The following is a 13935-nucleotide window of genomic DNA, read 5'->3' on the forward strand; positions in this document are numbered from 1 at the left end:
GATAATAATTGAAAGGTAATGACTTATGAATAATTCTTATATTTTACTTAGACATGCTCATTCAAAATTTTCAAGTGATGATTTTAATAGAACTTTGTCAGAAAAAGGATTTTCATCTCTTGACCAGTTAGAGTTTTTGAATTCTTTTAATATCGATTATTATTTTTCTAGTCCTTATAAACGAGCATTTGAAACGATTAATAGCTCGCCAATTCAATTTGATAAAATAGTTCTTGATAATCGGTTACGAGAGCGAAAATTATCTTCAACCTTTATAAAAGATTCTGAGTTTGAAGACAGTATTAAATATTTATGGCAAAATCCCAGTGAATCTCTTTTAGAAGGGGAATCAAATCAAGATGCACTAGCTAGAGTACTAAATTTCTTAATGGAATTGGAAGAGAGATACTCAGAAAAAACGATTTTACTTAGTTCACACGGGAATTTGATAGGAATACTACTTCATCACTTTGATTTCAGTTTTGATTATGAAAAATGGGAGCAGATGACCTTTCCAGATTGTTTTCTAATTGATAGAAATGGGACTGTGAAAAGAATTATGAAAGATTAGTACTTTGATTAAATAGTGAATCATATTAATCAAAATCGTTTGCTTTTTATAATTCGTAGCCTGCCCTTTTTGGCAGGTTTTTTTGATGTCTTAAGGAAACTATTAAATCAGAATTTTTGATTTAAAAGTATTATTTTAGGAGAGAAATTTCTAATTTCATAATCTACAGGCAAACGCTTGCATTCTGTTTTTTATTGGACTATAATAGGTTGGTATAAGGCCTTCTGTAGTAATAAAATGTAGAAGGCGTAGAAAGTAAGGATTTAGAATGTTTGTAGTCAAAAACACAATGTTGCTATTCCTTACGCTAGGGAGATAGATATGGCAATGATAGAAGTAGAACATCTTCAGAAAAATTTTGTAAAAACAGTGAAGGAACCAGGATTGAAAGGGGCTTTACGTTCCTTTATTCACCCTGAAAAGCAGACTTTTGAAGCGGTCAAGGATTTAACCTTTGAGGTTCCAAAAGGGCAGATTTTAGGCTTTATCGGGGCCAATGGTGCTGGGAAGTCAACAACTATCAAAATGCTGACAGGAATTTTAAAGCCGACATCTGGTTTTTGTCGTATTAACGGCAAAATTCCGCAGGATAATCGCCAAGACTATGTCAAAGATATTGGAGTGGTCTTCGGACAACGAACCCAGTTATGGTGGGATTTGGCCCTGCAAGAGACCTATACTGTCTTGAAGGAGATTTACGATGTACCAGACTCGCTTTTCCATAAGCGCATGGATTTTTTGAATGAAGTCTTGGATTTGAAGGAATTTATCAAAGATCCCGTGCGGACTCTTTCGCTGGGTCAACGAATGCGTGCGGACATTGCGGCTTCCTTGCTCCACAATCCCAAGGTTCTCTTTTTAGATGAGCCGACCATTGGTTTGGATGTTTCGGTCAAGGATAACATTCGCCGGGCCATCACCCAGATTAATCAGGAAGAAGAAACAACCATTCTCTTGACCACTCATGACTTGAGTGATATTGAGCAACTTTGTGATCGGATTTTTATGATTGACAAGGGGCAGGAGATTTTTGATGGAACGGTTAGCCAGCTCAAGGAAACATTTGGCAAGATGAAGACTCTTTCTTTTGAACTGGTGCCAGGTCAAAGTCATCTCGTCTCTTACTATGAAGGCTTGCCTGATATGACCATTGATAGACAAGGAAATAGCCTCAATATTGAATTTGATAGTTCCCGCTACCAGTCAGCTGATATTATCAAGCAAACCTTGTCTGATTTTGAGATTCGCGATTTGAAGATGATGGATACGGATATTGAGGATATTATCCGTCGCTTCTACCGAAAGGAGCTCTAAGATGGTCAAATTGTGGAGACGTTATAAACCCTTTATCAATGCGGGCATTCAGGAGTTGATTACCTATCGAGTCAACTTTATTCTCTATCGGATTGGCGATGTAATGGGGGCTTTTGTGGCCTTTTATCTCTGGAAGGCAGTCTTTGATTCGTCGCAAGAGTCTTTAATTCAGGGATTCAGTATGGCAGATATCACCCTCTACATCATCATGAGTTTTGTGACTAATCTTTTGACCAGGTCAGATAGCTCCTTTATGATCGGGGAGGAGGTCAAGGATGGATCGATCATTATGCGCTTACTGAGACCGGTGCATTTTGCGGCTTCTTACCTCTTTACCGAGCTTGGTTCTAAGTGGTTGATTTTTATCTCTGTTGGACTGCCATTTTTAAGTGTCATTGTCTTGATGAAAATCTTATCTGGGCAAGGTATTGTAGAAGTGCTGGGACTAACTACCCTTTATCTATTTAGCTTGACGCTCGCCTACCTGATTAACTTTTTCTTTAATATCTGCTTTGGATTTTCAGCCTTTGTGTTTAAAAATCTATGGGGTTCCAATCTACTCAAGACTTCCATAGTGGCCTTTATGTCTGGAAGTTTGATTCCCTTGGCTTTCTTTCCCAAGGTTGTTTCAGATATTCTGTCCTTCTTGCCTTTTTCATCCTTGATTTACACTCCGGTCATGATTATCGTTGGGAAATACGATGCTAGTCAGATTCTTCAGGCGCTTTTGCTACAGTTCTTCTGGCTCTTAGTGATGGTGGGCCTGTCTCAGCTGATTTGGAAACGGGTCCAGTCATTTATCACCATTCAAGGAGGTTAGTATGAAAAAATATCAACGCATGCATCTGATTTTTATCAGACAATACATCAAGCAAATCATGGAATACAAGGTGGATTTTGTGGTTGGTGTTTTGGGAGTGTTTCTGACCCAAGGTTTGAACCTCTTGTTTCTAAACGTACTCTTTCAACATATTCCATCCCTGGAAGGCTGGACCTTTCAAGAGATTGCTTTTATTTATGGCTTTTCCTTGATTCCCAAGGGATTGGACCATCTCTTTTTTGACAATCTCTGGGCACTGGGGCAACGCTTGGTGAGAAAGGGAGAGTTTGACAAATATCTGACTCGTCCCATCAATCCTCTCTTCCACATCCTAGTCGAGACCTTTCAGATTGATGCCTTGGGTGAACTTTTGGTCGGAGGCCTTCTGCTAGCGACAACGGTGAGCAGCATTGCTTGGACTCTTCCCAAATTCCTGCTTTTCCTAGTTTGTATTCCCTTTGCGACCTTGATTTATACTTCCTTGAAAATCGCGACAGCCAGTATCGCTTTTTGGACCAAGCAGTCAGGAGCCATGATTTACATTTTTTATATGTTTAATGACTTTGCCAAGTACCCGATTTCTATTTACAATTCGCTTCTTCGTTGGTTGATTAGCTTTATCGTGCCTTTCGCTTTTACGGCCTACTATCCTGCCAGCTATTTCTTGCAGGACAAGGATGGACTCTTTAATATTGGTGGTTTGATTCTGATTTCCCTTGTTTTCTTTGTTATTTCTTTGAAACTTTGGGACAGGGGCTTAGATGCCTACGAAAGTGCGGGTTCGTAAATAATAGAACATCAAAGCCTTGTCTTAGGACAGGCTTTTTTATTGTGATGAAAATTTCTTGACATCCCTCCTTATAGTGCTATACTATAAGGGTAAATACCGATTTAGCTCAGTTGGTAGAGCAAGGCACTCGTAAAGCCTAGGTCACAGGTTCGATCCCTGCAATTGGCATTGTGGAAGAAGTCCAATCGGACTTCTTTTTTCTTTCTATCCGTTTTCTGACCACATAGTCTTCCAAGTTTACCACATAGGCAAAACCTATTGTTTGTGTTTTTTATTTCTGTTATAGTAGTAATTGTCAAAGGGAGATAAAGCTTCCTAACAAATTAGAAAATGAGGTAGAATCATGAAAAAAGTATTAGGTATCGGATTTTTGGTAGTTGCTGCTGCAGTCTTGTATTTTGGAATTGTTGGATGGCCAAGTTTGGATGTCAACATCTGGGCACTCTTTCCCATAGGTTTATTTCTATTTTTTACCCTTGAGAATTTTGTGAAAAAAGATTACAAGGCAAGTCTTATATGCTTGATTATTGCTTTTATTATTGGAAATGCCATTCTAGACCTCTTGCCACTTTCTAGTGGTTTGGTAATCGGTGCTGGAGTTCTAGCATGTGTAGGAATTGGTTTTCTCTTTCCAGAAACTAACAAGAAAGAATCATAATACAAAAAGTCTCGAGATTTCTCGAGACTTTTTTTACTTACCTGCGTAATATTTTTGAATTCCCTTGACAATACCTGCCACCAATCTATTTTGGTAAGCATCGCTCCGAATTTGTTGGTTTTCATTGAAATTATCAATATAACCGAGCTCCAATAGAACTGCTGGTTTATCAGTTTCTCGAAGGACAGCAAAGCTACTTCGTAGACGACCTGCATCCTTAGCTCCAGTTTCAGCTAATAGTGAAGAGTGGATATCAGCAGCAAGACGATTGCTTTCGCTGATACGGTCAGGATGGTTATGCCAGTATGGATTGATTTTAGAAGGATAACTAGAATCTGCTTCATAAGAATAAGTCTGAATTCCAGCCGTATTTGAAGCAGGGCTACCACTAGCATTGAAGTGGATACTAATGAAGATGTCTGAGTTCGTATTATTCACCATTTTTGAACGTTCAGTGACAAAGTCAACATAGACATCACTATCTCTCGAAGAAAGAACGGTATAACCAAGTCCTTCGAGTTCCTTGCGAAGTTTCTTGTAAACTTGCATAGTGAGGTCTTTTTCCTGAGTGTTATAATAAACAGCACCTGGATCTTTACCACCATGTCCTGGATCTAAGAAAACAGTTTTTGTGTATTTTCCTTTTTCAAATCCACGACTGATAGGCACTTCACCAATCCATTTTCCATTACTTTGGAACTGATGTGCTTTTCCATCAATTTTACGAGTTCCTGTGACATAGATACCACTTTCTTCTAGGTAATACCAAGCATTATAGTAGTTATCAAAGATCCATTCATTCTTAGCCATGTAACCACCTGACTTAAGGTAGTAGGAGCCAATCCATTCACGTGCAGCGTATGCGCCACCTGATTTTAAATAGAACCAACTATTGTAGTTATTATCGAAAATCCATTCTCTTTCAGCCATGGCACCGCTAGCTTTTAGGTAGTAACTACCTTGCCATTGGTTACTTGCCATAGTGGCATCTTCATTAAAGTAGTACCAAGTACCACCAATTTTATCCCACTTATTTTTACTTAATTTACCAGAAGTTAGAGCATAATACCATTTACCATCTTGTTTGACCCAAGTGCTCTCAGCCATAGCTCCACTATTAGTAAAGATATAATCGTCAAAAATGGTGTTGCTGAGCATGATACCGTCTTTATCAAAATAGTACCATACACCACCAACTTTTTTCCAATCATTTTTAACAATTCTTCCAGATGGATTAGCATAATACCATTTATCTTTGATTTTACCCCAGCCGCTATCAACCATAGCACCGCTACTAGTCAGGATGTACCCATCATAGATCGTATCGCTGAGCATGATTCCATCTTTGTCGAAATAGTACCATTTTCCATGGATTTTTTTCCAATTTAGAGCAGCTTTATTAGCTTCATAGAAGCGCCAGATATTTTCTTCAAATACCCAACCCTCTTTTTTGACTTCTGGAGTTTTGGTCTCTTCTTTCTTGTCAGAACTTGTACTTGGATTTGTAGTAGTAGATGTTGTAGGAAGGCTTGAACTTGTTTCAGTAGAAGGAGCAGTTTCCTTGGTAGAAGGGGTGTTCTTTTCTGCTTTTTCTGTAGTTGTAGTTTCTTGTGTTGTTTCTACTGAAGTAGTCTCTAGGTTCGTTTCATCAGCTAAAGCTGAGTTTGTTGCGAATCCTAGAAAAGAAAGTGTGATGGCACTTGCCAAGAGCGTTTTTTTCACTTGTTTTATCTCCTATTTTTTTAATAATCTCTTTTTTTAATATCATTAGAAAAGCACCTCATGTGGAAAAACTTGTCGCCAACTATTGAGGTGCTGGCATGCTTTGTTTTTATTTCATCATAAAGATTTGAACAATCATGATGATGTAGATGAGCAATGTAAGTAGAAATCCAGCTCTCCAAAAGAATTTAAGGAATTTTGGATAATAAAAGCTACGTTTTTTGCTCAGGAAGAAAAAGGCTAGAATAATGGCCAGTAAAGATAGGGCTGCTCCCAAAATGGGAAGTTGATTATGGGTAAAAACTTTAGCACTGATTAAATAATATTCAAAAATTAGAAAAGGAAAAGCCAAATCGGCAAAGTTAATCCCCTTTTTCTTTAACTTAAAAAATCTACTAAAGATAATAGCCAAAGCCAAGGTTAATACCAAAAGCAAGATGGAAGCGAGTTTCATTAAAATCATAACAATATTGTATCATAAAATCTGAATAAAAGAAAAGCATATTCCTTGATTTATCAATGTTTTTTCCAAAAATAATTGTTTGGAAAGTGATTTTTTATACTATATCAAACTTCAATAAAATTCACTCTGTAAAATGGAGTAGTTTGAACGATTATTATAAATCTTTTTTATGGTGACAATAAAAAATATATATTAGTCAGGATAGAAGAATCGTAGTAGAATGATTAGCAAATAATACTCTTCGAAAATCTCTTCAAACCATGTCAGCTTCCATCTGCAACCTCAAAATAGTATTTTGAGCTGCCTTCGTCAGTTACATCTACAACCTCAAAACATTGTTTTGAGCAATCTGCGGCTGGCTTCCTAGTTTGCTCTTTGGTTTTCATTGAGTATAAAACAAAGGAGTATCTTATGAAATTAGTTAATTTATGGTCAAAACTCTCACTTGGCATCCAATTATTGGTGGTTTTGGTCTTAGGTGTTATCGCTGCGGTCATCTGGCCACAATTTGCAGGCTTTTATCAATTTTTAGGTCAGGCCTTTATTAAATTGATCAATATGGTTATCATTCCACTAATCTTCCCAACTATCGTTGTTGCTGTTGCTGGAGTTATTGGAAAAAAATCATTTGGGAAAATCTTGACCAAGAGTTTGGTTTACTTTTTTGCCGTAACAACTGCCATTACTCTTTTGTTTGTATTTGCTAGTTACTATTTAGGATTTGGTCAAGGAGTGAATATTGGTCAAACTGGTGGAAACCTTGATGGGATTGCCAACAATGTAAAATTTAGCGAATTTCTACTTGGTTTTATTCCATCAAATATCGTCAAGTCTCTTTCAGAAGGTGCCCTTTTACCAATTATCGTTTTTGCTATCTTTCTTGGTTATGGTATCGGGAATCTTAAGACTGATAAATCTCAGAAAATTATCGAAGGTTTCCAAATTTGGATTGAAGCCATCTATAAGATTGTAGCAGTGATTGTTAAACTATCACCAATTGGAATTTTTGGATTTATCGCAAAAGATGTTGCAACTACTGGTGTCGACAAGTTGATTGGGCTTGGTCAGTTTGTAATTGGAACTTATTTGGCTTATGCTGTTTTGGTTCTCCTTATTTTCCCTTTGATTGCTGTATTCTTTAAAGTTCCGTATTTATCAGCCTTTCGTGAAAATTGGAGTCTCTTGACTCTAGCTTTTATTACTGGTAGTTCTAGTGTCGTCTTGCCATCACTACTGAAAGATTTGAAAAAACAGGGGCATGATAAGCATACGATTGATTTAGTTGTTCCTTTAGGATATACTTTTAACTTAGAAGGAGCCGCAGTTTATTTCTCAGTTGCGACGATCTTTATCGCCCACGCCTACGGCATTCAACTATCATTATCAAGTCTCTTGTTTACTGTCTTATTGTTGACTTTGATTGGAAAAACTGCAGCAACTGTGCCATCAGGAGCTATCGTAGTTCTGCTAGCTGCAGCACCTCAATTGGGCTTGCCAGTTGAAGGAGTGGCCTTGATTTTTGCAGTTGATTTCTTTGTCAATGCCGGCCGTACCATGATCAACGTTTTGGGTCAAATCTTAACAGTTAGCGTTATCGAAAAAACAGAAGGATATATTTTAGAAGAAGAAAAGGAAAGCCAATTATCAGTCAGCTTTTCTTAAGGAGATATGAAAAATGAGTGAAGCAAAAGTTTATGTGATTCATGAGAATATAGAATGGACCCAGCATTTGGTCAAATGGTTGGAAGAATTAGAAGTCCCTTATGAACTATGGGATTTGTCTAGTGGGATTTTAGATTTGCAAAGCCCACCGCCGCAAGGTATCTTTTACAATCGCATGTCTGCATCTTCTCATACCAGAGGTCATCGCTATGCACCAGAATTTACAGAGCAGGTGATTACTTGGCTAGAAGCACACGGACGCAAAGTTGTGAATGGTACCGGTGCTATCAACCTTGAAATTAGTAAAGTCAAACAATATTTGAAGTTAAACGAATCTGGTATCGAGACCCCTGCAACAGTTGCAGTTTTGGGTCAAGAAAATATCATTGAGGCAGCAAGAAAGTTAAATATCTATCCTTTGATTACCAAGCATAATCGAGCAGGAAAAGGCTTAGGAGTTCAACTCTTCCAAAATGAAGAGGAATTGGAAGCTTATGTCAATAGTCCCCTCTTTGAACCTTCAGTGGACGGGATTACCTTGTTACAAGCCTACATCAAACCAAGTGATGGACGTATCCGTCGTTCAGAGTTTATCAATCAAAAATTCCTCTATACTGTTTCGATTGATTCTTCAGATGGTTTCCAACTCTGTCCAGCAGATGGTTGTCAAATCGGCAAGAGACCAGAACAACTGGAAACGTCTGAGAAATTCCAGATTACAGAACCTCTACCAGATTCTCGAAGAGAGGCTTATGAGAATTTCCTGAAAAATGCTCAGATTGAAGTTGCTGCTATTGAATGGGTTCAGTCAGAGACTGGTGACATTTATGTTTATGATGTAAATACTAACACCAACTACAATCCTACTGCAGAAAAGAATGCCAATATTTTTGCGCATCAACACTTGGCTCAGTATCTAAAAACAGAATTGCAAGCCCTCACTAGTGGACAATAAAGTAGGAAATTCAAAAATCCCCCAGTATTAAATGACTGGGGGATTGATTTGTTTATACTCTTCAAAAATCTCTTCAAACCATATCAGCTTCCATCTGCAACCTCAAAATAGTATTTTGAGCTGACTTCGTCAGTTCTATCCACAACCTCAAAACAATGTTTTGAGCAATCTGCGGCTGGCTTCCTAATTTGCTCTTTGGTTTTCATTGAGTATTAATCGATAAAAAATTATTGAATTGCTTTAAAGTCTGGATTCTTCAAACTTTGAACACTAGCATTGATGACGGCACCGATGATCAATATCTTGGCAATGATAATGAACCAGAACATCATCACAACAACGACAATAGAACTGAAAAAACGGACGTCAACGAGATAGTTGACATAATTGTTGAAATAGGCTGCAAAGATGTTTAATAAAGCAATAGTGGTAACTAGCACAAATAGACTTCCAGGTACGACGTATCGAATCCGACTGACTTTAACATTTGGTAGGAAATAATAGAGCATCATCACGGTAGCGAAAAGAAAGGCATAAATCAGCGGTCCTGTAAAATCCTGTAGATAAGAAAATAGAGTACTTTCGGATTTCCAGTAGTTTTTTAGTAAGTCCAATAGCATATGGCCAAACATACTTAGGAATAAGGAAAGGGCAAAGAGAATTTGAAGGCCAAAGCTGACCAAGAGGCTCATCAGCTGGTGTGAGATAATTCCCCTATTCTTTGCAATTCCATAGGCTTTATTAAAGGCTTTCTGAAGAAAATTCATGGATTTGGAGAAAGTCCAAAGTGCTGATAAGATAGCAAAACTTAGTAAACCTGTTGATGGTTGAGTCAGAACTTCTCTGGCAATTTTTGCAACCACTTCATAGATTGTATCTGGTAAAAATTCCTTGATTGTTAATAGAAAGTTGGAGATTGGAATTTGAAAGTAGGGTAAAATGTTGACCACTATCATGAGTAAGGGGAAGATTGAAATCAACCAATAGTAGGCAACTGCAACGCTGGTTAACTCACTATCAGAGGCTTGATAGTAGTGCAAAAAAGCTTTTAATAAGGGTCTATCAATCAGCTGTTTCCACAACTTTTTCATTTTACAATCCTCCAAGTTTCTTTCTTGTTTAGTATAGATTTTAGTTTCTTCGAACTAATTCCATCATATCATAAGGTAAGGTATTAGCTGATTCTTTTAAGGAATAGGTTTCTAAATTATTGACATTTTGGCGAAGCTTTTTAGCATACTGAGCTGAGATGAGTTTTTGAGCTTCGTATTCAAAGATACACTTACGCTCAAGGTAGTAACCTCTGAGCATTTCATCAATGTTATTGGGTTTGATACGATTGATAACCCGCTCCACAAAGGCTCCACTAGTAATATGACTAGTTTCACGAAGACGAGATTCCTGCATAAAGCTGATTAAAGAACTCTTATAAATCCCTTTGAGGTTTTCCAAACTTTCGATAATAATTTCAGTGTTGGCTAGGTATAGCTCTGCAATCTGATCATAGTCAATAGCCTGAAGTCTCTGTTTTTCCTTGTCTTTCCATGAACGCAATGTTTTTCCAAATGTGAGCAATTCATGAAGTAGAAAACGAAGAATGCGTATGGAAACAAGGAAGTAGTAGGTTAGTCGAGAAGCAAAGTTTCGCTTAATATTTTTTTCCATGTTTTTTAGATAGCGTTGGTAAACACGATAAGCACGATCTCCAATCTTTCCTTCTTCATAGGCTTGCTCCAAACCATCGCTTTCAATACTGAGAATCAAGAGTTTGAGAGCTTCCCAGTCTTCCTGAATTTCTTTGTTTTCTTGACTAAGAATAAGATTTTCAATACGACCATGATAGTTGTCAATAGCCGCATAGAGTGGAACCTTGTTTTTGGTGTTTTCTAAATCTTTCTCTAATTCCATGGCGACATCGTTTAAGATAGCGATGTGCATGAGCTGATCCTTAGATGGTTCTTTCTCTTCAGAAAGGTGCGGAAGTACTAGTAATCCTGTGAGGAAACTGATCAGGGTTACACCAGCTACGAGGAAGAGAAGAAGAGAGTATTCCTGCTCTAAATTAGACGGTATCAAAAGAATAGTGCAATAGATACAGTTCCCTTTACACCGGAAAACGTAAGGAGGAGCATGTCTTTGACGTACTTGTCTAAACTTTTATGAAGCTTCTTAATCCGAAAGGCGTAAAATCCATAGATCATGACAAATCGGATGGCAAATAGTAGGAAGGTTAATAGGAAGATAGTGACAAGAAGAAGCACATTGTTATAAAAAGCACTCTTCAGAATTGGTTCCGCGATCATTTCCAGTTCCATCCCAAGAATGACAAAAACTGAACCATTGAGCATAAAGGTTACAGTCTGCCAAACAGTCTCAGTAACTGTATCAACTTGCGCTTCAAGGAGATTTATTTTCTTGAAACGACTGGCTTTCAGAATCCCAGCAACAACAACGGCGATAATGCCTGAAACATGAATCTCTTCAGCAATGAAAAAAGTTAAGAGAGGTAAACTGAGTTCTAATAAGAGTTCACTTGCGATATCCGTTGCACGAACACTGAGTAGAAAGCTATGGAGGAAGCGATTGATTAAGGCTGTTATAAGGCCGACCGCAAATCCTCCAACAATGGAAATAGCTAATGAAGTTCCGGCTTGGGTAAGTGAGAATGTTCCTGTTGTCCAAGCGATGAGAGCCATCCGAAAGGCTACTAGTCCAGAAGCATCATTAAGAAGACCTTCCCCTTTTAGGATATTAGAAACCCGCTTCGGGAAGGAAAAGCGTTGAGAAAGTGAAGCGAAGGCAACTAGGTCAGTAGGGCCTAAAGCCGCACCAACTGCTACGCAGGCGGCTAATGGTAAGCTAGCCCAAAGGACATGAGCGAGTTCCCCCATGCTTAAGGCTGAGATAAAAATAACTGGAAAAATCAAAAAGAGGACAATCCGCCAGTGTTTGAGGATGGAGGTAATGTCTGCTTCTTGAGCCTCTCGGAATAGTAGTGGGCCAATGACTAAAGCTAGAAATAACTCAGTATCTAAGTGATATTGGTTGTTGGGTAAACAAAGGCCAAGTCCAATTCCCAGCAAAATCTGAATCAGAGGCATGGGTAAAAAGGGAAGTAGCTTGTTGGTTGTACTAGAAACAATGAGAACTAGTAAAAATACCAAGAGATAAAAAAGTAAATTCATTTTCCACCTCTCTATTTTTGTTTACAACAATTTTCAAAAAGTTCCTTTTGTTCTTGGATTTTTTGATCAATCTTTGAGCAGTCCTTATGCTCGATTTTTTTCTGACAACGCTCCATTTCGAGGGTTATCATTTTTTTCTTGATTTTCAGCATTTTCTTACTCATATGAGCTTCATCCAACATACCAACTGCACGTTCGTGTTGGGTTGATTCGACGAATTTGTGACGAAGAGTTTCGATTTTATCTTTTAGGTATTGTTTATCCATGTCGATACCTTTCTAATTTTTCAATCATGACTAAAAATGGTGGATGGTTGATTTGGTTGAGGGTGCGATAGATAGTAGCAGTATATTCTTGTTGCGGTAACTGACTAACATAATCCATAACTGCATCCCGTTCGATATCTCCACCTTCATGCCCGTAATAAATCATGATAGCTATCCGACCGCCCTTAACGAGCATTTGACAGAGCTTTTCAAGTGCCTCGATGGTTGTTTGAGGCTTAGTAATGATAGACTTATCAGCAGAAGGAAGGTAACCTAGATTAAAGATAGCAGCCTTTACTTCCCTTACAAACTGATCTACAGTTTCATGCCCTTGCAGGATCAATTTTACATTGGTGAAACCAGCTTCTTGTAGGCGTTGCCTTGTCTTTTCCAAAGCTTGTTCCTGTATATCAAAAGCGTAGACTTGTTTCGCTAACTTGGCAAGAAAAAGCGTATCATGGCCATTCCCCATGGTCGCATCAACGACAATATCTTCTTGGGTGATGACTTGGGCAAGAAAATCATGCGCCATTTCAAGTGGTCTTTTCATTCATAAACTCCTGTTTTACAGCCTTGCATCCTTGAACACTACCTCGACGTCTCATTTCAGCTTCAATGCTGTTTAGAACTTCCCATTTGTTGAGACTCCACATAGGACCAATCAACATATCTCTAGGTGCATCTCCTGTAATCCTATGGATGACCATATGTTTGGGAATTATTTCTAGTTGGTCACAGATGACCTTGACATAGTCATATTGGCTCATGAGTTGCAAACGTCCTTCGTGGTAATCTCTTTGCATACGCGTATTGGTCATAAGATGGAGCAAGTGCAGTTTAATCCCTTGAATATCATTATCAGTGACACAACGGCGGACATTTTCAACCATCATTTCATGGGTTTCCCCAGGCAAGCCATTGATCAGATGGGCTACAATTTCAATTTTAGGGAATTTTCTCAAGCGCTTAACTGTTTCCACGTAGAGTTCATAGGAGTGGGCACGGTTAATCAATTCAGAAGTTGCTTCATATGTGGTTTGTAAACCTAACTCTACAGTGACGTGCATCCTTTCAGACAGTTCTGCCAAATATTGGATAGTCTCATCGGGTAGACAGTCTGGTCGTGTACCGATATTAATGCCAACGACACCAGGCTCGTTGATAGCCTGTTCATAGCGTTCGTGAATCACTTCAAGTTTCTCGTGTGTATTGGTGAAATTTTGGAAATAAACCAGATATTTTCTGACATCTGGCCATTTGCGGTGCATAAAGTCAATTTCCTTGTAAAATTGTTCGCGGATTGGTGCGTCAGGAGCAACGATAGCATCTCCAGAGCCAGAAACCGTACAGAAAGTACAGCCTCCATGAGCAACAGTCCCATCGCGGTTTGGACAGTCAAAACCAGCATCAATAGGAACTTTAAAGGTTTTTTCTCCAAATAAGTTTCGATAATAATCATTCAAGGTATTATAGGATTTCATAGGTAATATTATATCAGAAAACACTAGTAAACTCAAAGTCAGTAAACG

At 38.2% G+C, this 13935-nt stretch carries 13 protein-coding genes, 1 tRNA gene and 1 pseudogene; 8 read left to right on the forward strand and 7 right to left on the reverse strand.

Annotated features, from left to right (window positions below; translation table 11 throughout):
- Nucleotides 1-25: 25 nt before the first annotated feature.
- From NGI26_RS07270 to NGI26_RS07295, 6 genes are all read left to right on the forward strand, one after another.
- The gene (locus NGI26_RS07270; RefSeq protein ID WP_251938266.1) at nt 26-571 is read left to right on the forward strand and encodes a histidine phosphatase family protein; all 546 of its coding nucleotides are present in this window, start codon (nt 26-28) and stop codon (nt 569-571) included.
- A gap of 321 nt (nt 572-892) precedes the next feature.
- Nucleotides 893-1885, forward strand: a complete 993-nt coding sequence (locus NGI26_RS07275; RefSeq protein ID WP_251938268.1) for an ABC transporter ATP-binding protein — start codon at nt 893-895, stop codon at nt 1883-1885.
- A 1-nt stretch (nt 1886) separates the two neighbouring features.
- Nucleotides 1887-2705, forward strand: coding sequence for an ABC transporter permease (locus NGI26_RS07280; protein ID WP_000240149.1), 819 nt, complete (start codon nt 1887-1889; stop codon nt 2703-2705).
- A 1-nt stretch (nt 2706) separates the two neighbouring features.
- On the forward strand, nt 2707-3492 hold the full coding sequence (locus tag NGI26_RS07285) for an ABC transporter permease (RefSeq protein WP_251938269.1): 786 nt from the start codon (nt 2707-2709) through the stop codon (nt 3490-3492).
- A 99-nt stretch (nt 3493-3591) separates the two neighbouring features.
- Nucleotides 3592-3663: transfer RNA gene (locus NGI26_RS07290), tRNA-Thr, on the forward strand.
- A 175-nt stretch (nt 3664-3838) separates the two neighbouring features.
- Nucleotides 3839-4153, forward strand: a complete 315-nt coding sequence (locus NGI26_RS07295) for a hypothetical protein (RefSeq protein ID WP_251938271.1) — start codon at nt 3839-3841, stop codon at nt 4151-4153.
- Nucleotides 4154-4186: 33 nt separating this feature from the next.
- Here NGI26_RS07295 and NGI26_RS07300 read toward each other — a convergent pair whose 3' ends face one another.
- Both NGI26_RS07300 and NGI26_RS07305 read right to left on the reverse strand, forming a co-directional pair.
- The gene (locus NGI26_RS07300) at nt 4187-5875 is read right to left on the reverse strand and encodes an N-acetylmuramoyl-L-alanine amidase (RefSeq protein WP_251938273.1); all 1689 of its coding nucleotides are present in this window, start codon (nt 5873-5875) and stop codon (nt 4187-4189) included.
- A gap of 109 nt (nt 5876-5984) precedes the next feature.
- Nucleotides 5985-6344 (reverse strand): DUF3397 domain-containing protein, encoded by a 360-nt coding sequence (locus NGI26_RS07305; RefSeq protein ID WP_251938344.1) that lies wholly within the window; start codon nt 6342-6344, stop codon nt 5985-5987.
- A 405-nt stretch (nt 6345-6749) separates the two neighbouring features.
- On the opposite strand from NGI26_RS07305, the gene NGI26_RS07310 reads away from it, so the two are divergent.
- Nucleotides 6750-8000 carry a dicarboxylate/amino acid:cation symporter gene (locus tag NGI26_RS07310; protein ID WP_251938275.1) on the forward strand — a complete coding sequence of 417 codons (1251 nt, stop codon included), beginning with the start codon at nt 6750-6752 and terminating at the stop codon, nt 7998-8000.
- A 13-nt stretch (nt 8001-8013) separates the two neighbouring features.
- A complete protein-coding gene (locus tag NGI26_RS07315; protein WP_251938277.1) occupies nt 8014-8955 on the forward strand; it encodes an ATP-grasp domain-containing protein in 942 nt (313 codons plus the stop codon).
- A 227-nt stretch (nt 8956-9182) separates the two neighbouring features.
- On the opposite strand, the gene NGI26_RS07320 is transcribed toward NGI26_RS07315, so the two are convergent.
- The 5 genes and pseudogenes from NGI26_RS07320 to mnmL form a co-directional block, all read right to left on the reverse strand.
- Nucleotides 9183-10046 carry a YihY/virulence factor BrkB family protein gene (locus tag NGI26_RS07320; RefSeq protein WP_251938279.1) on the reverse strand — a complete coding sequence of 288 codons (864 nt, stop codon included), beginning with the start codon at nt 10044-10046 and terminating at the stop codon, nt 9183-9185.
- A gap of 40 nt (nt 10047-10086) precedes the next feature.
- A pseudogene (locus NGI26_RS07325) lies at nt 10087-12140 on the reverse strand (cation:proton antiporter).
- Between the two features lie 11 nt (nt 12141-12151).
- Nucleotides 12152-12406 (reverse strand): hypothetical protein, encoded by a 255-nt coding sequence (locus NGI26_RS07330; RefSeq protein ID WP_251938281.1) that lies wholly within the window; start codon nt 12404-12406, stop codon nt 12152-12154.
- Complete coding sequence (mnmM, locus tag NGI26_RS07335) at nt 12399-12956, reverse strand: tRNA 5-(aminomethyl)-2-thiouridylate-methyltransferase MnmM (protein WP_251938283.1); 558 nt, start codon at nt 12954-12956, stop codon at nt 12399-12401. Before mnmM ends, NGI26_RS07330 begins: the two co-directional genes overlap by 8 nt.
- Nucleotides 12940-13887 (reverse strand): tRNA modification radical SAM protein MnmL/YtqA, encoded by a 948-nt coding sequence (gene mnmL / locus NGI26_RS07340; RefSeq protein ID WP_286009851.1) that lies wholly within the window; start codon nt 13885-13887, stop codon nt 12940-12942. Before mnmL ends, mnmM begins: the two co-directional genes overlap by 17 nt.
- Between the last annotated feature and the right edge of the window lie 48 nt (nt 13888-13935).

This window comes from Streptococcus sp. Marseille-Q0941 (assembly GCF_943736975.1).
Lineage (GTDB): Bacteria > Bacillota > Bacilli > Lactobacillales > Streptococcaceae > Streptococcus.